Source organism: Pseudofulvimonas gallinarii (assembly GCF_004343305.1).
GTDB classification, from domain to species: Bacteria; Pseudomonadota; Gammaproteobacteria; order Xanthomonadales; family UBA2363; genus Pseudofulvimonas; species Pseudofulvimonas gallinarii.
Genome location: NZ_SMAF01000002.1, coordinates 80,137 through 99,928, shown reverse-complemented (window position 1 = coordinate 99,928; position 19,792 = coordinate 80,137). Strand labels below are relative to the sequence as shown.

Below are 19,792 nucleotides of genomic sequence, written 5' to 3'. Positions count from 1 at the left end.
GTGCGGGGATGTATTCGCCCGCACGAGGGCAATTGCCACGCCGGGCGGTAGACTTGCCGCGGATTGCAGGAATACACGAATGCGGATCACGATTTTCGGGACCGGCTACGTTGGCCTGGTCACCGGTGCATGCCTGGCCGAGGTCGGCAACGACGTGCTTTGCCTGGACGTCGATGCCGGCAAGCTTGCACGCCTTGAAGCCGGGGACATTCCCATCTTCGAGCCTGGGCTGGCGCCGCTGGTGCGCGAGAACCGCCAGGCCGGCCGCCTCGCCTTCAGCGGCGATGCCGCCCGCGGTGTCGCGCACGCCGAGGTGATCTTCATCGCGGTGGGTACGCCGCCCGACGAGGATGGCAGCGCCGATCTCAGCCATGTGCTGGCGGTGGCGCGCAGCATCGGCGCGCACCTCACCCGGCCCGTGGTGGTGGTGAACAAGTCCACGGTTCCGGTCGGCACCGCCGACCGGGTGCGCAAGGCGATCGCCGCGGAACTGGCGACGCGCGGCGTCGTCGTCGCCTTCGAGGTCGTGTCCAACCCCGAATTCCTCAAGGAAGGCGACGCCGTCAACGACTGCCTGCGACCGGATCGCATCGTGATCGGCAGCGACAGCGAACATGCCGTGGCACAGCTGCGGCGGCTGTATGCGCCATTCAACCGCAACCACGAGCGCATCGTCGTCATGGACGTGCGTTCGGCGGAACTCACCAAGTACGCGGCCAATGCGATGCTAGCGACCAAGATCAGTTTCATGAACGAGATGGCGAACATCGCCGAGCGCGTCGGTGCCGACATCGAACAGGTCCGTCGCGGCATCGGTTCAGATCCTCGCATCGGCTACCACTTCATCTATGCCGGCGCCGGCTATGGCGGTTCCTGTTTCCCCAAGGACGTCAACGCGCTGGATCGAACCGCCCGCGAACATGGCTACCGTCCGCGCCTGCTGGAAGCGGTCGAGGCGGTCAACGCAGCGCAGAAGGGCCGCGTGCACGAGTTGATGCGCGGCCATTTCGGATCACTGCGCGGCCGTCGTTTCGCCTTGTGGGGACTGGCCTTCAAGCCGAACACCGACGACATGCGCGAAGCGGCCAGCCGCACGCTGCTGGAGCGCCTTTGGGCGGACGGCGCGCTCGTGCGCGCCTGGGATCCGGAAGCGCTGGCGGAAACCCGGCGCATCTATGGCGAGCGCGACGACCTGGTCCTGTGCACCGATCCCTGGTCCGCACTCGAAGGGACCGACGCCCTGGTCGTGATGACGGAGTGGAAGGCGTTCCGCAGCCCGGACTTCGCCCGTATCCGTTCGGCGTTGTCCGAGCCAGTCATCTTCGATGGCCGCAACATGTACGAACCGCAGGTGGTGGAGGAGGCCGGGCTGGCCTATTACGGCATCGGTCGCGGTCGTTCGGTGGCCGCGCCGGCCTGATTCCGGCCGGCGCGCGCGCCCGCCGGTGCGGCGACCGGTGGCTTCGCCGCCGCTTGCATCGCCGTGCCGCTGTGGGCAATCTGTCCAGCCGCATTCGCGCCGCCCACATCCAGTGTCCGTTCCATGACCAGTTCCCTGCGTGACGCCCTGCGCCAGAGCGGCGTGCTTGACCAGTTCAAACCCGTCGAACGGCGCGACAGCAAACCCGCCCGCAAAGACCCCGGCGGCCAGGGCCCGGGTCGCCGGGGCGCGGAGGCAAAGGCGCGCGGCAAGGGCGGACAGGGCCGAGGCAACAACAACGGCAACGGCGCTGGACGCCCGCCACGGACGGACGAGGAAATCGATCTGGCCAAGGCCTACGCCTTGCGCGCCCAGTTCGAGCAGCGCGAGCGCGAGCGCAAGCTTCAGGAAGAGCGCGAGGCCGCCGAGCGCCGGCGCAGGCAGCGTGAACAGGTCGCGGCGCTGATCGAAGGCCGTACGCTCAACCGCGAAGACGCCGAAGCCATCCGCAACTTCGAATACGGCGGCAAGATCCGCCGCGTCTACGTCACCGACGAGCAGCTGGAGCTGCTGAACAGCGGACAGCTTGGCGTCGTGCAGATGCGCGGCCGCTACCTGCTGGTCGACCGCGCGCTGGCCGAGGAAGTGCAGGCCATCGACGCCCATGCGATCGCACTGATCGTCGATCCGGAGTGATACAGGAACCCACGCCCCCATGCAGATCCAGAGCAAGCTGCCGAACGTCGGCACCACGATCTTCACCGTCATGTCGCAGCTCGCCATGCGCCAGGGTGCGGTCAACCTGGGACAGGGTTTCCCGGATTTCGAGGGGCCGCGGGAACTGTTCGACGCGCTGGCACGCCATGTCCGCGAGGGACGCAACCAGTACGCCCCGATGACCGGCGTGCCGAAGCTGCGCGAACAGATCGCCCTGAAGACCGAAAAACTGTACGGGCGCCGGATCGATGCCGACTCCGACATCACGGTCACCAGCGGCGCGACCGAAGCCCTGTTCGCGGCATTCGCCGCCGTCGTGCGCAGCGGCGACGAGGTCATCCTGCTCGATCCCTGCTATGACTCCTATGCGCCGGCCGTCGAACTCAACGGTGGCCTCTGCGTGCGCATTCCGCTGCGCCTGCCCGACTTCTCGGTCGACTGGCAGCGCGTGCGCGACGCGGTGACGCCGCGCACGCGCATCATCCTGATCAATTCGCCACACAATCCGTCCGGCGCGGTGCTGCATCGCGCCGACATGGATGCGCTGGCGGACATCGTCCGCGACACCGGCATCCTGGTGATCTCCGACGAGGTGTACGAACACATGGTGTTCGACGGCGTGCCGCATTACAGCGTGCTCGGCCACGACGAACTCGCCTCGCGCAGCTTCGTCATCAGTTCCTTCGGCAAGACCTACCACTGCACCGGCTGGAAGGTCGGCTACTGCGTTGCGCCGCCGGCGCTGTCCGCGGAATTCCGCAAGGTTCACCAGTACCTGACGTTCTGCACCTTCAATGCCGCGCAGTGCGCGATCGCCGACGTGCTGGAATCGATCCCGCAGCACTACCTGGAACTGCCGGCGTTCTACCAGGCCAAGCGCGACCATTTCCGTTCGCTGCTGGCCGGGTCGCGCTTCCAGCTGCTGGACGTGCCGGGCGGGTATTTCCAGCTGGTCGACTACTCGGCCATCAGCGAGCTGGATGACCTGGCGTTCTGCGAATGGCTGGTCGCCGAACACAAGGTCGCGGCGATCCCGCTGTCGCCGTTCTACGAGACCGCGCCGGACGCACGTCTGGTCCGCCTGTGCTTCGCCAAGAACGAGGCCACGCTCGCCGACGCGGCCGAGCGGCTGAAGGCGGTCTGACATGCAGCCGCTGCGCGTCTCGCTTGTCCAGGGCAGCACCCGCTGGCACGATCCGGACGGCAACCGCGACTACTACGGTGGACTGATCGCGCCGCTGGCCGGCCAGACCGACCTGGTTGTGCTGCCGGAGACGTTTTCATCCGGCTTCAGCAACGACGCCGTGCACGGGGCGGAGGACATGTGCGGCGCGACGGTCGCGTGGATGGCGAAGATGGCGCACGCGCTGGGCGCGGTGGTCACCGGCAGCATCGTCGTGCGCGAGGGTGACCGCGTGGTCAACCGCCTCGTCTGGATGCGTCCGGACGGCAGCCATGACCACTACGACAAGCGCCACCTGTTCCGCATGGCGCGCGAACACGAGCGCTACGCCGGCGGTTCCCGCCGCCTGCTGGTCGAACTGAAGGGCTGGCGCATCCTGCCGCAGGTCTGCTACGACCTGCGCTTCCCGGTCTGGCTGCGCAACCGCTACGACCGCGAGGCGCAACGCTTCGAATACGACCTCTGCCTGTTCGTCGCCAACTGGCCGGCACCGCGGCGCGAACCCTGGCGCACGCTTCTGCGCGCGCGCGCGATCGAGAACCTGTCCTACTGCATCGGCGTGAACCGCGTCGGGACCGACGGCAACGGCCTGGAATACGCCGGCGACAGCGCCGCCATCGATCCGGTCGGCACCGTGCTGACCGAACTGGCGTGGAGCGAGCAGGTGCATACGCTGGCACTGGACCCGCAGCGCCTGCTGGACCATCGCGAACGCTTCCCCGCCTGGCGCGACGCCGACGATTTCGAACTGCTCTGAGATCGCGTTCCTGTCGCTCCGAGGGCACGGTCAACGGGTCCGGCGCCATGCCGCTGCGTAATAATTTCAACGCGGGCCGCACCGCCGGACCCGTGCGGGATTCCATGCCGCGCGACCGCGCGGAAGCGTGAAGGCCGACTATCTGCCGGTGAGGCTGTGATATTGCCGCCGCGCATCCAGCGGCTATGCTCGCCCGACGCCAGTTCGGCGAGACGGTCGGAGAGTGCGATGAGCGGATCCGGACACGCCGGCAAGACGGTACACCCGGACAACGACAAACCGGCACCGGTCGTGGTCCCGGCTGCGCAGCCGGCGACACTGGAGCCGTCGACGCGCGCCGCCCTCGACCGGCTGGTCGGCATGGAATCACTGCTGCGCGCCGCCGCGGGACTCACCGTCGCCGCGGTGATCGTGCTCGCCCTGTATTTCGGCCGTGAGCTGCTGGTGCCGATCGCGCTGGCGGCGTTCCTGGGTTTCCTGCTCGACCCGCTGGTCACGCGGCTGAAGCGCCTGGGCCTGCCACGAACGGTGGCGGCGATTTTCGTCACCGTGGCCGCCGTGGCCATCATCGCCGGCGTGGCGGCCTATATGCTCAGCCAGATGCGCGCGCTCAGCGCCGACCTGCCCACCTACCAGGGCAGCATCCGTTCCAAGCTGGTGGAACTGCGCCAGCAGCTGAAGGCGCCGAGCGACTGGGATGGCGCGCTGTCGACCTTGCGCGTGGTGAGCAAGGAAATCGAACAGGTGGACGAGCCCCCCCGGCCAACACAGACCGTCGTGATCGCCGATCCGGAGACCGGGCCCGTCCGCACCGCGGCGCTGTGGATGGAGCGCATCGGCGGTCCCGCCGTGACGGCAGGGATCGTGCTGCTGTTCGTCGTGCTCATCCTGATCGACCGCGATGGACTTCGTGACCGCATCCTGCGCGTGATGGGCGGCGGCAACCTGCATGTCGCCACCGATGCGCTGAGCGAAGCGGGTACGCGCATCGGCCGCTACCTGCGCATGCAGCTGATCGTCAATGCCACCTATGGCGTACCGCTGGCGCTCGGGCTGTTCCTCATCGGCGTGCCGGGCGCTTTCCTGTGGGGCGCGTTCGCAATCGTGCTGCGCTTCGTGCCCTATCTCGGTCCCGTGCTCTGCGCGGTATTCCCGCTGCTGCTCGCGTTCGCGGTCGATCCCGGCTGGTCCATGGTGATATGGACGCTGGGCCTGATCGTCATGCTCGAGGTCGTCAGCAACAACATCATCGAGCCCTGGCTGTACGGCGCCAGTACCGGACTTTCGCCGCTGTCGATCATCATCGCGGCGATGTTCTGGACGACGCTGTGGGGGCCGGTCGGGCTGATCCTGTCGACGCCGCTGACGGTCTGCCTGCTGGTGCTTGGCCGCCACCTGCCCGGGCTTTCGTTCTTCGAAACCATGCTGGGCAGCGAACCGGTGCTGGACGTGCCCAACCGCCTTTACCAGCGCCTGCTCGCCGGCAACGTCATCGACGCGACCGAACTGGCGACCGATGCCATCGACGGTTACGCGGCGCAGTACGAGGGTGCGGACGCCACAGCCGATGCCGTGGTCGAGTTCTACGACGCGGTGGCCATTCCGACCCTGCGGCTGGCCAGCGCGAACCACACCGCGGCGGCGACCGCCCAGCACCGCCTGCAGTTCACGACCGGCATGGCGGAACTGCTTCAGGAGATCCAGGACGAATGGCCGGTCCGCGCCGGCGACGACGACGCGCGGCGCGGCGCCCGCATCCATTGCCTCGGCGCACGCTGGGAAGTGGACGCGCTGGCGGCGCAGATGGTCGCGCATGCCCTGGGCCTGCATGGCCTGGACGTGCGCATCACCGCGCTGGTCGGGGGGCGGGTGACCGCCTCCGGCATGGAAAGGCTGCGGCCTGGCGATGTGGTCTGCATCTGTGCCTTCCACCCGGCACCACAGGCCCTGTTGCGCCAGATCAGCCGGCGCGTCCGCCGCCTGCAGAAGGACGTGCGCGTCATTGCCATGCCGCTGGCGCTGGTGGGCCAGCTCGACGACCAGGCGCACCTCGGCCTGACGGTGGACGAGTGCGCGGGCACGGTTCGCGAGATCGCCCGTCGGCTCACGCTGGCGATGCAGGCTTCAGGCGACGCCGCCACCGAGGGTGTGCCTGCGCAGCCGGCGAGGCGGGAACCTGTTCATGCCGGTTTCGAAATCGACGACGCCTTGTGCGAACGGCACCGTGACCTGGTCCGCCAGGTAGCCGATGCCTTCGACGTCGCGCACGCGCAGATCAGCTGGAGGGACGGCGGCGAACTGGCAGTGTCGGGCTCCACGCTGGTCGTTGCCGGTGAGGGCGCCGTCGCCCGGCTGCCGGAAACTGAGACCGCCTGTCGCCTCGTGCTGGCATCCGGTGCGCCCGTGGTCATCGAAGACGTCCTGCGCGATCCGCGAGTCGCCGAGCTGCCGGCTTTCCTGCGCCACCGCATCCGCTTCTACGCCGGTGTTCCATTGCGGCGAGCCGATGCCGGGGTGGTCGGCAGCCTGTGCATCATGGACACCCAACCTGGGCGCCTCGACGACAGTGAGCTCGCACTGCTGACTTCAATGGCGGACAGGCTGTCGTCAACGCTCGACGCCTCCTGATCTACCGCCCGGCGTCAGGGCGTCGGGTTTTACCGGATCAGCGTGGAGCGGCGGGACGCGCGGCGCTGACGGCCAGCGCGGGCGCCGGATCGCAGTTGCGCTTTGGCCGATGTTGCCCCCTGGACCTGCTGCGGGAGCGTGGCATCGTGGCCAGCCACGGCTTGGGCGCGAGCCGTTGCCGCCGGCCGTCCGGCTGCACCACGCGGTTGATCAGATCCCGGCCTGGACGCCCGCCGCGCGCCAGTGCGCGCTTGCCGGCAGCGCCGGGAAACGCTGCACCAGCATGTCGGCCTGCTGCCAGTCGATGCCGGCGACATCGGTGCGGCCGGCGACGAGCGCATCCAGCAGTGCTTCCTGGGCGTGGGTGCGTTCCTCGGCTTCCAGGTAGGGCAGGGCGCTGAAGCTCACCATCGAGTAGTGTGGCATGAAGTGGCCGGGGTGCCGGCGCTGCAGTTCATCGGCGACCAGCCGCTTGAGCTTGTAGTCGGGGTCGTCGACGTGGTCGCGCATTTCCAGGTAGTTGTGCAGCGACATGCGCGCGATGGCGTCGGCATTCGGCTTGCGGTCCGCGGCAAAGCTGGCGAACAGCGCGGCCGGATCGTCCAGTCCGCGTGCCGCGACCAGTTCGGCCAGCGTCAGTGCGTCTTCGAAGCCGCAATTCATGCCCTGCCCGTGGAAGGGCACGATCGCGTGCGCCGCATCGCCGATCAGCAGGGCGCGACCTTCCAGGTGCCAGCGGTCCAGCCAGAGCGTGCCGAGCAGGCCGGTGGGATGGCGGAAGAAATCGCCGGTAAGGTCGTCGATCAGGCCGACGGCATCCGGGAACTCGGTGGCGAAGAAGGACGCCACGGCCGCGGCCGAATCAAGACTGGCGAAACTCGGTTCGCCTTCGCTGGCCAGGAACAGCGTGCCGGTGAAACTGCCGTCGATGTTCGGCAGCGCGATCAGCATGTAGGCGTCGCGTGGCCAGATGTGCAGGGCATTCGGTTCCAGCTTGAAGCCGCCGTCGGCGGTGGGAGCGATGGCGACCTCCTTGTAGCCGTGACCCAGCGGCTCGAACCGTTCGCCAAGGTGGGTGCGCGCGGCCATCGCCGCGCGGACCGCGGAGCCGGCGCCATCGCAGCCGACGATCAGGCCTGCCGCGTGGCGACGTTCGCTGCCATCGGCGTCGACGAGGAGCAGTTCGTTGCCGTCCCAGTCGATGCCGGCGAGCCGGGTGTCGAAGTGCAGCCGTGCGCCGGCCGCTTCGGCGGCGTCGAGGAGCGTGAGGTTGAGCCGGCCACGATGCACCGACCAGATCACTTCGCTGTCGTCGCGGCCGTAACGCTGCAGCGCGGTGGGTCCACCCAGCTCGTGCACCATGCGGCCGCGCATCATGACCGTCTCGGCCATGACCTCGTCGCGCAGGCCCGCCGCATCCAGCGCGCGCAGGCCGCGTGCCGCCAGGGCAAGATTGATGGAGCGCCCGCCTTCATAGCCGAGCCGGCGCGGATCGCCACGACGCTCGAACAGTTCGACCCGATGTCCCTGCCGCGCCAGAAGTATTGCCAGCAGGCTGCCGACCAGGCCGGCGCCGATCAGGGTAAGGACGGGCGTGTCACGCATGCGCTTGCCTCGGATGTGCGGTGGATGCGCCGCCTGCGCTGGCGCCGGGCGATGGTATCAGCCCGGCCGTGAGGATGATCCGCGCAGCCGTTCCTGGCGCTTCGATGTACAGGTCCCGCCAGCGCGGACGAGGCGGGCTGGACGCGCTAACATCGATCCGTCCTGGGGGAGAGTGGGCCATGCGGAAACTGCTGCTGACGGGTGCCTTGCTTTGGGCGGGCCCGGCCTGCGCCGAATCGGCGCATTACATCGTGTTCGAGGTGGACGACGGCGGCTAGCCGCGGCCGATGTTCCATTCACTGGTTGAAATGTCGCTGGCGGACAAGGGCACACCGCAGCAATTGCCGCCGCTGGCATCCGACCGGGAGTTCCGGCGCTTTTCCTGGCGGACGATTCATGAGGGCGTGGCCGGTCCGGACCAGGTCGTGCAGGTTCCGCGTTTCCTGCGTGGCGAGTTCGCCCGTGATCCGGAGGCCGGCGACCATGGGATCGAGCACCATCACCACCTGCAGCCCGAACGCATCGCGTTCGTGGTGCGCGTGCCCGTCGCAGGCGCGCAGGCCATCGAACTGGTCGGCGAAAACAGACTGTCCCGCTTCGACCTCGCGGCGCTTGCACGTGACGGCTCGCGGCTGCCACTGGCGGGCGTCGAGCCGGCGAAGGTCACCAGCCATGCGGCCGCCGGCGTGCGCAGCGGGGCCGGCAATCCGGCCAACCGCGTCGACATCCTCGTGCTCGGCGACGGCTATACCAGCGCCGAGCAGTCCGTGTTCAACACGCACAGCGAAGCCTTGTGGGGCTCGATGTTCAATGTCACGCCGTACAAGGAATATGGGAACTTCGTGAACTGGACGACCGGCTTCGTCGCCTCCGCCGAATCCGGCGCCGACCATCCGCCGTACCAGGCCGGCTGCAACACCGCCAGCTGCTGCGCCGACAGCAGCGCCCAGAGCGACCCGCGCGCCGGCATGGTGGTGGACACCGCCTTCGATGGCCGTTTCTGCACCAGCCAGATCCATCGCCTGCTCACCGTCAACACCAGCAAGGTGCTCGCCGCAGCAGCCGGTTATCCGGACTGGGACGTGATCCTGGTGACCGTCAACGATCCGGTGTACGGCGGCGCCGGTGGTTCGATCTCGGTGACCTCGGCACATGTGCAGGGGCCGCTGGTGGTGATCCACGAATACGCGCACACCTTCCATCGCCTGGCCGACGAATACACCTCCGCGTATCCGGGCTTTCCGGCCTGCAGCGACATTGGCGGCGGCCCGGCCTGCGAGGCGAATGTCACCAACCAGACCGCCCGGGACCTCGTCAAGTGGCGGCACTGGTACGACCCGACCAGTATCCCCGTTCCGACGCCGTCGGGTACGCCGGGCACCGGTCTGTTCGAAGGCGCGCGCTACCTCACCAGCGGCATGTACCGGCCGACCGGCAACAACTGCCTCATGCGTTCGCTGGGCACCGCGTTCTGTACCGTCTGCCGGCAGGAATACGTGAAACGGCTCTACGCCGGCTGGCCCAATGGCGTTCCCGCCGGCGGCATCGACCTGATCGAGCCGGGCAGCGAATCCCCTTCGCCGGCGGTTCCGGTCGCCTATGTTCCCGGCACCAGCCAGATGTTCAGCGCCGCGCTGCTGCGGCCCGAAGGTGGTTCGGTCAGCGTGCAGTGGCTGCTGGACGGGCAGCCGATCGCCGGCGCCGACAGCGAGAACCTGGTGTTCAACGATCCGTCGCCCGCCCCGTCCGCACGCACCCTGGAGTTGCGCGTCAGCGACCAGACTCCGTTCGTGCACGCGCAGATGGCGGATGGACTGCTGGTGCATACGCGTACCTGGACCCTGCAGCCCAGCGACGTGCTGTTCGCCGACGGCTTCGAATGAGTGCGGTGGCGGGCGCCTGCGTTGCCGGACGCCCGTGGCCCGCACGCAAGGCGTCGGGCGGTTGTTTCCCGGGCGTCGTTGCTCAGGCCGGGCGGCGTGCGTCGCGCCAGGCGGCGGTGGCGTCGAGGAAGCGCAGTACGTCGCTGTAGCGGTTGTAGAGCGGTGCCGGACTGATGCGGATCACGTCCGGTTCGCGCCAGTCGCCGATGACGCCGCGCGCCGTGAGCCAGTCGAACAGCGAACGCCCGGCGTCGCGTCCGTCGCGCACGCGCAGCGACAGTTGCGCGCCGCGGCGTGAAGGTTCGCGTGGCGTGACGATGTCCAGCACGTCGTCGAGGCGGGATTCGACCTGCTCGGCCAGCCAGCCTGTCAACGCCACCGACTTTTCGCGCAGGCGCTCCATGCCGGCCTCGCGGAACAGCTGCAGCGACACGCGCAGCGGTGCCAGCGCCAGGATGGGCGGATTCGACAGCTGCCAGCCTTCGGCGCCAACGGTCGGCTGGAAATGCGGCCCCATGCGGAAACGCGTGTCCTTGTCGCTGCCCCACCATCCTGCGAAGCGGGGGAACTCTGCGCCGGCGTGGCGCTCGTGCACGAATGCGCCCGCCACGGCGCCTGGTCCGCTGTTGCCATACTTGTAGTGGCACCAGGCGGCGAAATCGACGCCCCAGTCATGCAGTCTCAACGGCGCATTCGCGAAGGCATGCGCGAGGTCGAAGCCGGCGATCGCACCGACGCCCTGGGCCTGCGCGGTGATGGCGGCGATGTCGAACAGCTGGCCGGTGCGGTACTGCACGCCGGGCATCAGCACCAGCGCCAGCCGTTCGCCATGCTGCGCGATGGCCGCGGCAATGGCGGCATCGGAGATCGTGCCGCCCGGCTCGTCGGCCTCCAGTTCGATCAGGTCGGTCGACGGATCGAAGCCGTGGAAACGGATCTGCGATTCCACCGCGTAGCGGTCGGACGGAAATGCCCCGGCTTCGATCAGGATGGCCGGGCGCTGCTTCGTCGGGCGATAGAAGCTGACCATCAGGAAGTGCAGGTTGGCGGTGAGCGAATTCATGGCCACCACTTCCGACGGCAGCGCGCCGGCGACCAGCGCCATGTCGTCGCGCACGAACTCGTGGTAATGCATCCACGGCAGGTCGCCCTTGAAGTGGCCTTCGACGGCCAGTTCGCTCCAGCAGCGCAGTTCATGCGCAATGGCGTCGCGCACGGCGCGAGGCTGCAGGCCCAGGGAATTGCCGCAGAAATAGGCCCATTCGCGCCCGTCGCCGTCACGCGGCACCAGGAAACGGTCGCGGAAACCGGCGAGCGGATCGAGTGCGTCGCGGTCGAGCGCGAACTGTTCGATGGAATCGAGGCGCATGGGCGGCATCCGGGCAGTTGCGGGACGACACGCCCCGATGTCCGCGATTCTAGCGCAGGGTCGCAGGCCGTCCTTGCGCTGTTGTCAGGCCGGACCGTTGGCGAGGCCTTCAAGCAGCGCGGCGAAATCGCAGGCGAAACCTTCCATGTCGAAGAGGCCGCTTTCCTGCCTCGCGCGCGCCAGCCGCTCGCGAAGCGCCTGCCGCGACTCGCCGCTGTCGGCGATCTCCTGCGCGCGGGCGACGAATCCGTCGTCGCTGTCGGCGTTCATGTCGGCCAGCCCGAGATGGTGGTTGAGGCTGCCGGCGACGCGTGATGCGAATGTCCCGCCGGGCAGGGTCAGCACCGGACAGCCTGCCCACAATGCATCCGACGCCGTCGTGTGCGCGTTGTAGGGGGTCGTGTCCAGGAACAGGTCGGCATGCCTGTAGCACGCCAGGTACACATCGTGCGGTTGCTTGGGCAGGAAGACCAGGCGTTGCGGGTCGATGCCGCGCGCGGCGGTCATCCGCCGGAGGTTGTCCATGGTTTCCGGCTGCCTGCCGGCCAGCAGCCACAGCACCGAACCCGGAACGGCTTCAAGGATGCGCCAGAACCGCGACATCGATTCCGGCGAATACTTGTAGGCATTGTTGAAGCAGGCGAAGACGACGCCGTCGTCGGGCAGGCCCAGTTCGGCGCGCGGCGGCGGCGTTCCGACCACGCGCGTGCTGTCCGAGGGCTGGAAGCAGCGTGGCAGCCAGACGACGTTTTCGCTGAAATGCCCGCGCGCAGCGTCGGGAATCACGAAGGGGTCGGCCACGAGGTGGTCGATCCAGGGCGCGCCCGATGTTCCCGGATACGCCAGCCAGTTCACCTGAACCGGCGCCGGACGCTGTGCAAAGAGTTCGGCCACCGAGCCGCCGCCCCAGCCGCGCAGGTCGATCAGGATGTCGGGCCCGTCTTCGCGTACACGCCTGGCCATCGTGCTGTAACTGTCGCCCGCGAGGTCGCGCCACAGCGCGAAGCCTTCGCGCAGGCGTTGGCGCAGCGCGCCCTGGTCATCGGGCGTGGTCGCGTAGCCGACCGTTTCGATGCGGCTGCCGCGCAGCTTTTCGATCAGTTCGACGATCAGCAGCGCGGTCGGGTGCTGGCCGAAGCCGGACGACACGAATCCCACGCGCAATGCATCGCGGTGCCCGCGAGTCCGGGCCGCCGATGGCGTGTGGCTGCCCCGACCGACCAGCCGTTGCGTGACCTCGCGGGCGGCGAGGGTGGCGACCTGCCGCTGCTGCGCCGCCGTTGCGGTTTCGCTGAGGAATGCGAACGGCGCGATGCCGGGAGCCTCCTGTGCCAGCAGGTCGGCCAGTCGTCGGCTGCCGTTCGCAAGTTCGGCGTGCCGGCACAGGTGTCGGCGCAGGTACTGCGCGAGGCTTGCCGCGGCCGCGTGTGAAGGTTCGATGGCAAGCACCTGTTCGCACAGCTGGATCGCGCGCGCCCACTCGCCCAGTTCGTCGGCGCATTGCGCGAGTCCGTAAAGCGCGTCGGGATTGCCCGGTTCCAGCCCCAGCGAACGGGCGAAGGCCGCAGCCGCGATGCGGAAAGCACCCAGTGCATGCTGTACCTGCGCCAGTGCCAGCCATGCCGGTGCGTAGCCGGCGCCTTCGCGGACGGCGCGCTCGGCCTCCACCAGCGCATCCCTGCCGCGGTCCATCGCCAGCAGGCAGGCGGCGAGGTTGCCGCGGGCCGGCACATAGCCCGGTGCGACCTGCAGCGCGCGGCGGTACTGCTGCTCCGCCTCCTGGAATCGCTGCTGGTCGAACAGGAGCCCGGCGAGATTGTTCAGCGCCGGCACGCAGGCGGGGTCATGGCGCAGGGCCTCGCGGTAATGGCGCTCGGCCGTGGCGTCGTCATCCCGTCGTCGCGCGAGTGCGCCAAGATTGCACAGCACCGAAGTCGAAGCCGGTTCGCACTGGTGTGCGCGAACCAGCATTGCTTCCGCGGCGCCGACATCGCCCTGCTGCAGCGCCAGTACGCCGAGCAGGCGCCAGGGTTCGGCGACTTCCGGGTGGCCCTGCGCCAGGGCCGAAAGTGCGCGCCGGGCGGCGTCGACCTGGCCTGTCTCGAGCAGGCGAAGTGCGTGTTCAAGTGCGGCGTCGGGCAGCATGCTCATGGCCGCAACCCTCCCGGGTAGTGGATCGTCCGGCAAGTGGCATCACGGCACTCAGGCATCGCCGAGCGCCTGCAGTTCATCGGCCTGGTGTTCGCGGGTCAAGGTTTCGATGACCGGATCGAGGTCGCCGGCGACGATCTCGTCGAGCGAGTACAGCGTGAGGTTCACGCGGTGGTCGGTCAGGCGGCCCTGGGGAAAGTTGTACGTGCGGATGCGCTGGCTGCGGTCGCCGCTGCCGACCTGCAGGCGGCGCGACTGCGCCTGCTGCGCGGCCTGCTGTTGGCGCTGCTCGTCGGTGAGTCGCGCCGCGAGCAGGCTCATCGCCCGTGCGCGGTTCTTGTGCTGGCTGCGCTCGTCCTGGCATTCGACGACGATGCCGGTCGGCAGGTGGGTGATGCGGATCGCCGAATCGGTCTTGTTGACGTGCTGGCCACCGGCGCCGGAGGCGCGGAAGGTATCGACCTTGAGGTCGGCCGGATTGAGCTGAACCTGTTCGATCTCGTCCAGTTCCGGAAGGATCGCCACGGTGGCCGCCGAGGTATGGATGCGGCCCTGCGATTCGGTGGCGGGTACGCGCTGCACGCGGTGCGTGCCGGATTCGAATTTCAGGCGCGAATACACGCCTTCGCCCTCGATGCGCACGACCGCTTCCTTGTAGCCGCCGTGTTCGCCTTCGCTGGCGCTGAGCAGTTCGACACGCCAGCCGCGACGGTCGGCATAGCGCGTGTACATGCGCAGCAGGTCGCCGGCGAAGATCGCAGCCTCGTCGCCACCGGTGCCGGCGCGGACTTCAAGGAAGATGTTGGCATCGTCGTGCGGGTCGGCCGGAATCAGCGCCAGGTGCAGGGCGTGTTCGAGTGACCCGCGTTCTTCTTCGAGCCGGGCGATCTCTTCCTGCGCCATTGCGCGCATGTCCGGATCGGCCAGCATTTCGCCGGCCGCGACATGCTCTTCCCGGTTCCGCCGCCAGGCGGCCAGCGTATCGGCCACTGGCGACAGCCGCGCGTATTCGCGCGACAGTTCGCGGAAGCGCGTCGCGTCGCCGGCGACATCCGGTTCGGCGAGCAGGCGGCCGACTTCCTCGTGGCGTTCGGCAAGCACTTCAAGCCGGCGCAGGATGCGCTCTGCGATCACGGGGCTTCCCCGTCCGTGCTGAACAGCCGCTCGGCCGCGTTCAGAAGCGTCATGTCGCCCTGTTCGGCGGCGGCGCGCAGGCGTGCGCTGGGCGCGTGCAGCAGCCGGTTGGTCAGCGTGTGCGCGAGCAACTCGAGGACTTCCTCGGCCGGCCGTCCGGCGGCGAGCTCGGCACGCGCCTTGGCCAGCGCTTCCCGGCGCATGTGCTCGCCATCGGCGCGCAGTCGCCGCAGCGGCCCGGTGCTGCTCTGCGCACGCAGCCAGGTCAGGTAATGGTCGACCTGCAGGTCGATCAGCACTTCCGCTTCGCGCGCACCGGCGCGACGCTGGTCGAGGTTGCGCTCGATGATCTGGCGCAGGTCGTCGACGGCGTAGAGGAAGGCGTCCTCGAGCTTCGAGCAGTCCGGGTCGATGTCGCGCGGCACGGCCAGGTCGAGCAGCAGCATCGGGCGACGGCGGCGCGCCTTCAGTGCTGCGGCGACCTGCGGCTGTTCGAGCACGCGATGCTGCGAGCCGGTGGCGGAGATGACGATGTCCGCCTCATGCAGGTGGCGGTCGAGATCGGACAGCGGCAGCACGAATGCACCGCAGCGCTGCGCCAGCGCCTGCGCGTTGGCAACGGTACGGTTGGCGATCAGCAGCCGACCGGTGCCGGCCTGTTCGAGATGGCGCAGGGCCAGCTCGATGGTTTCACCGGCGCCGATGAGCAGCACTGTGGCGGTGCGCAGGTCGATGAAGGATTCCTGGGCGAGCCGGACGGCGCAGTACGCCACCGAGACCGGATGGCGGCCGATCGCCGTTTCCGTGCGTACGCGCTTGGCGACGCTGAAGCTGTGCTGGAACAACCGCTCCAGCGATGCGCCCAGCGTGCCGACCTCATGGGCCTGGCGCCAGGCGTCCTTGAGCTGCCCGAGGATCTGCGGTTCGCCCAGCACCATGGAGTCCAGGCCACTGGCGACGCGGAAGACGTGCCGTGCGGCGTCGGCATCGACGTGGCGGTAGAGGAATTCGTCCAGGCTGCCGGATGCCAGCGACTGCGAGTCGTGCAACCATTGCATCACCGCCGCTTCCTGGCCCGGTTCGATCCGCGTGATCACCTCGGTCCGGTTGCAGGTGTTGACCAGCGCCGCTTCCTTGACGCCGGGCATGGCGGTCAGCGCCGGCAAGGCGACGCGCGCGGCGTCCTCGCCGAACGCTACGCGTTCACGCCAGGCCAGAGGTGCGCTGCGATGATTGATCCCGAGAACGAATAGAGTCATTACGGCTGAAGGTCCCGGCGCAGCGCGCGGCGGGCTTTGGCAGAATGTGATTGTGCGGGCACAGCGGACCCGCATCAAGCCAAGGAACCCGCATGCAAACGACTCGTATTCCGAAACTGCTCATTCTTCTGGCCGCCGGCACGCTCGGAGCGTGCGCCACGACCGGCCAGCGCGGCGGTGCGGAGTCCACGGCCGGCGGATCCGGGCCGATGCTCGGCATTCCCGAGCAGACCCTTGATGCCCTGCCACTGGAACACCTGCTTGCGGCCGAGTTCGCCCTGCGCGAGGACAACCTGGACAGCGCCGCGGCGGCCTACCTGGAGGCGGCGCAGCAGAGCGACCAGGCCGACATCGCCCGGCGCGCGACGCGTGTGAACCTGTCCGCGCAGCGCTGGGACGATGCGGCCGTCGCCCTGGAGCGCTGGCGCGAACTGGGTGGCCAGTCGCGACCCGATTTCAGCCAGGCCGAGCTGCTGCTGTCGCTGGGTCGTGGCGAGAGCGAAACGGCTTACAGCCAGATCGTCCAGTTGATCGCCGAAGGCGGCATGCCGGCCGCACGTCTGGCCGGCGGCGCACTCGAAGCGGCGCCCGACCGTGGCCTGGCGATCCGCATCCTTGAACGGCTGGTGGCGTCCGGCGACCTGCCGGCAGACAAGGCCACGTATATCGGCCTCAGCCAGCTCGCCCTGAAAATGGAGCGCAACGACCTGGCCGAGCGGCTGGCCGCGCTGGCCAGCGAGCGCCTCCCCGATGCGGCGGAGGTGTGGTTCTGGCGCGCGCGCCTGGCGAATGCCGGCGGCCACGCCGACGAGGCCCGGCGCATCCTCGACCAGGCGCTGGCGACGCATCCGGACGATCCGGAAGTGCGCCGTACCTATGCGGTGCTGCTGCGCACCGAACTGGACGATCCGCGGGCTGCCGCTGCCGCCCTGGCCGATCTGCCGGCCGACGATGAAACCCTTGTCCTGCGCGGGGCCTATGCCCTCGAGGCCGGAGACTGGAAGCAGGTGATCGAGGTCCACGATGCCCTGTCGACATTGCCGCAACCCCATCCCGTGCCGCGCCTGCTGATGCTGGGTGGCATCGCCGAGGCGCTGGGCGAGGTCGCCGCGAATGCGACGCCGCCGCGACAGGTCGAGATCGTCCGCTGGCGGGAAAAGGCCGTCGCCTGGTATTCGGGCGTGCCGGAGGGCGCCGGCAACGATTACTCGCGCGCGCTGCTGCGCCTGGCGGTGCTGGACCAGGAGGCGGGCCGGATCGAGGCGTCGCGGCAGCGGCTGATGAGCATCCGCGACCGGGCCGATCCGGATTCGGAAGCGTTCGCCGACAGTTTCCTGCTTGAAGCCGAACTCCTGTCGCGCGTCGGTCGTGATGCCGATGCCCTGGCGGCACTGGATGCCGGCCTCGCCGCGCTGCCCGACGAGCAGCGCATGCGCTACGCGCGCGGCCTGACTCGGGAACGGCTCGACCAGGTCGACGGCGCGCTCGACGATTTCCGCGCGCTGACCGAGCTGGATCCGGACAATCCGGTTTATCTCAACGCCTACGGCTACACGCTCAGCGATCGCACCGACCGCCAGGAAGAGGCGCTGGTGCTGATCGAACGGGCGCACCACATCGATCCGGAGGATATCGCCACGCTCGACAGTCTCGGCTGGGTGCTGTTCAAGCTGGGTCGTCACGAGGAAGCGCTGGTGCACCTGCAACGCGCGCACGCGGCACAGCCGGAAGGCGAGATCGCCGCGCATCTCGGCGAGGCCCTGTGGACCGTCGGACAAAAGGAGGAGGCACGCAGGGTGTGGCGCGCAGCGATTGAACAGGATCCCGACAATCGCGCGCTCATGAACACCATCGCGCGCCTGAAACCGTGGTGATGCCGGCGTCGGCGGGATTCAGGGTTCAATCTTTTCCAACGGTCCTCGCGACCCGTTCCGCGTCCGAGCAGTGGACTGGTCGCACCGCGAGCGCACCGCGGCGCCCGCCGTTTTTCCGTCCGGCCGTGCTCGCTGTCCTGCTGCTGTTGGCTGCGTGTGCATCGACACCGCGAAGGGACGCGGCGTTGTGGCAGTCGCCCGACGGGGTGGATCCGTCGTCGATCAACGCGTTCCGCATCGCCGGGCGGCTGGCGGTCAGCGATGGGCGTGATGGCGGCAGCGCCAGTTTCGTGTGGGTGCAGCGTGGCGGGCGCTTCGAATTCGAACTGCGGCAGCCGGTCAGCCAGAAGACCTGGCGCCTGAGTGGTGACAATCGCGGCGCAAGGCTGGAAGGTGGCGAGGGCGGTACGCGCCACGCCGGTTCGGCCGAGGCGCTTCTGTCCGATGTGCTGGGCTGGCACGTGCCGGTCGCGGCGCTGCGCGACTGGGTTCGTGGCCTACCGCATGACGGCACACCGATGGAGTCGGCCGAACGTGATGGCGATGGGCGCCTGCACCGTTTCAGCCAGGATGGCTGGCAGGTCGCCTACACGGCGTGGCGCGAGGACGGCGCGCTGCCTGTCCGCATCCGTGCCCGGCAGGCGAACTACAGCGTCCGCCTCAACATCCAGGACTGGGCGGTTGCCCGTGAGTGAGCCCTTTCCGCGCGGGTTGCGACTGACTGCCCCCGCCAAACTGAACCTCTGGCTGCATGTGAACGGTCGCCGCGAGGACGGCTATCACCTGCTTCAGACCGTGTTTCACCTTTTGGACTGGGGCGACCGCCTCGTCCTGCGTCGTCGTGAAGATGGCCGGATCGTCCGCCAGGGTGGCCTGGCCGAGGTGACCGAGGAGGACGACCTGGCGATCCGCGCGGCCCGGCTGCTCCAGGCCGAGTCCGGCATCGACGCCGGGGCGGATATCGAGGTCGAAAAGCGCATACCGGCAGGCGCCGGACTGGGTGGCGGCAGCTCCGACGCCGCCACCGTCCTGCTCGGCTTGAACCGGCTCTGGGGACTGGAGTGGCCGGTCCGCCGACTGGCGGGCCTGGGCCTGCACCTGGGCGCCGACGTTCCGGTGTTCGTCGCCGGCCGCAGCGCCTTCGCCGAGGGCGTGGGCGAGGCGCTGACCCCCGTGGACCTGCCGGAGCAGTGGTATGTCGTCGTCTGGCCTGGTATCCCCGTCGCAACGGCAGCCGTTTTCCAAGCGCCTGAATTGACAAGAAACACGCCAGCTTTGACAATATCGGCCCTTTCCGGCACCCCTGAAACCCGCAACGACCTGCAGCCCGTCGCGATCCGGCTCTGTCCGGCCATTGGCGAGTCGCTGGCATGGTTGTCGCAGTGGGGCCAGGCGCGGATGAGTGGCAGTGGCTCCGCCGTGTTCCTGCCGGTGGTCGACGAAGACACCGCGCGCGGGATTGTCCGCGACAGTGCGTGGCCGGCCTGGGCCGTCCGGGGCGTCAACGTCTCGCCGACACTGCGGGAACTGGAAGCCGTCCCCGGCGCGCCCTGAAGGCGTCTGGCGGGGGCAGGGCAGGATGCCGGGGCGCTGCGGATGATCGCGAGAGCGGATCGACAGCGCGCAATGCGGTACAGGATGTACCGCCACCCGACGCGGCAACGCGGCGGGTGGCGAAGGAGCGGGCTTTGCCCGGCCCTGCGAAGTGGAAGTCGCGGCAGGATGCCGGGGCGCTGCGGATGATCGCGAGAGCGGATCGACAGCGCGCAATGCGGTACAGGATGTACCGCCACCCGACGCGGCAACGCGGCG

At 68.7% G+C, this 19,792-nt stretch carries 14 protein-coding genes and 1 pseudogene; 9 read left to right on the top strand and 6 right to left on the bottom strand.

The features are described from left to right. The first annotated feature begins 79 nt into the window (after positions 1-79). The 5 genes from EDC25_RS02100 to EDC25_RS02080 all read left to right on the top strand — a co-directional run bounded on the left by EDC25_RS02100 (position 80) and on the right by EDC25_RS02080 (position 6,705). On the top strand, positions 80-1,420 hold the full coding sequence (locus EDC25_RS02100; RefSeq protein WP_123520844.1) for a UDP-glucose dehydrogenase family protein: 1,341 nt from the start codon (positions 80-82) through the stop codon (positions 1,418-1,420). Between the two features lie 123 nt (positions 1,421-1,543). Then, positions 1,544-2,116, top strand: a complete 573-nt coding sequence (locus tag EDC25_RS02095; protein WP_123520843.1) for a DUF2058 family protein — start codon at positions 1,544-1,546, stop codon at positions 2,114-2,116. 19 nt (positions 2,117-2,135) lie between these two features. Next, the gene (locus EDC25_RS02090) at positions 2,136-3,281 is read left to right on the top strand and encodes a pyridoxal phosphate-dependent aminotransferase (protein WP_123520842.1); all 1,146 of its coding nucleotides are present in this window, start codon (positions 2,136-2,138) and stop codon (positions 3,279-3,281) included. Position 3,282: 1 nt separating this feature from the next. Further along, positions 3,283-4,077, top strand: coding sequence for an amidohydrolase (locus tag EDC25_RS02085; protein WP_123520841.1), 795 nt, complete (start codon positions 3,283-3,285; stop codon positions 4,075-4,077). 228 nt (positions 4,078-4,305) lie between these two features. Then, the gene (locus EDC25_RS02080; protein WP_123520840.1) at positions 4,306-6,705 is read left to right on the top strand and encodes an AI-2E family transporter; all 2,400 of its coding nucleotides are present in this window, start codon (positions 4,306-4,308) and stop codon (positions 6,703-6,705) included. A gap of 210 nt (positions 6,706-6,915) precedes the next feature. Here EDC25_RS02080 and EDC25_RS02075 read toward each other — a convergent pair whose 3' ends face one another. After that, a complete protein-coding gene (locus EDC25_RS02075) occupies positions 6,916-8,310 on the bottom strand; it encodes an FAD-dependent oxidoreductase (RefSeq protein WP_123520839.1) in 1,395 nt (464 codons plus the stop codon). A gap of 287 nt (positions 8,311-8,597) precedes the next feature. Between EDC25_RS02075 and EDC25_RS02070 the strand changes: the two genes are divergently transcribed. Continuing rightward, positions 8,598-10,193: a M64 family metallopeptidase gene (locus EDC25_RS02070; protein ID WP_123520838.1), complete on the top strand. Its 1,596-nt coding sequence runs from the start codon at positions 8,598-8,600 to the stop codon at positions 10,191-10,193. A gap of 82 nt (positions 10,194-10,275) precedes the next feature. Here the strand turns inward: EDC25_RS02070 and kynU are convergent, their stop codons facing one another. The 5 genes and pseudogenes from kynU to hemA form a co-directional block, all read right to left on the bottom strand. Further along, positions 10,276-11,562: a kynureninase gene (gene kynU, locus EDC25_RS02065; RefSeq protein ID WP_123520867.1), complete on the bottom strand. Its 1,287-nt coding sequence runs from the start codon at positions 11,560-11,562 to the stop codon at positions 10,276-10,278. Between the two features lie 84 nt (positions 11,563-11,646). Then, positions 11,647-13,533 carry an O-linked N-acetylglucosamine transferase, SPINDLY family protein gene (locus tag EDC25_RS02060; RefSeq protein ID WP_377599941.1) on the bottom strand — a complete coding sequence of 629 codons (1,887 nt, stop codon included), beginning with the start codon at positions 13,531-13,533 and terminating at the stop codon, positions 11,647-11,649. Positions 13,534-13,545: 12 nt separating this feature from the next. Further along, positions 13,546-13,707 (bottom strand): annotated as a pseudogene (locus tag EDC25_RS15145) (tetratricopeptide repeat protein); the annotation flags it as partial. A gap of 57 nt (positions 13,708-13,764) precedes the next feature. After that, positions 13,765-14,844: a peptide chain release factor 1 gene (gene prfA / locus EDC25_RS02055; RefSeq protein WP_123520866.1), complete on the bottom strand. Its 1,080-nt coding sequence runs from the start codon at positions 14,842-14,844 to the stop codon at positions 13,765-13,767. After that, positions 14,844-16,106, bottom strand: coding sequence for a glutamyl-tRNA reductase (hemA, locus tag EDC25_RS02050; RefSeq protein WP_123520836.1), 1,263 nt, complete (start codon positions 16,104-16,106; stop codon positions 14,844-14,846). The genes prfA and hemA overlap by 1 nt, the downstream gene beginning before the upstream one ends. A gap of 92 nt (positions 16,107-16,198) precedes the next feature. On the opposite strand from hemA, the gene EDC25_RS02045 reads away from it, so the two are divergent. The 3 genes from EDC25_RS02045 to ispE are packed head-to-tail and all read left to right on the top strand — an operon-like array spanning position 16,199 to position 19,534. Beyond that, positions 16,199-17,980: a tetratricopeptide repeat protein gene (locus tag EDC25_RS02045; protein ID WP_123520835.1), complete on the top strand. Its 1,782-nt coding sequence runs from the start codon at positions 16,199-16,201 to the stop codon at positions 17,978-17,980. After that, positions 17,980-18,675, top strand: a complete 696-nt coding sequence (gene lolB, locus EDC25_RS14980; protein WP_132577188.1) for a lipoprotein insertase outer membrane protein LolB — start codon at positions 17,980-17,982, stop codon at positions 18,673-18,675. Before EDC25_RS02045 ends, lolB begins: the two co-directional genes overlap by 1 nt. Next, positions 18,668-19,534, top strand: coding sequence for a 4-(cytidine 5'-diphospho)-2-C-methyl-D-erythritol kinase (gene ispE, locus EDC25_RS02035; protein ID WP_240639567.1), 867 nt, complete (start codon positions 18,668-18,670; stop codon positions 19,532-19,534). The genes lolB and ispE overlap by 8 nt, the downstream gene beginning before the upstream one ends. The last annotated feature ends 258 nt before the right edge of the window (positions 19,535-19,792 follow it).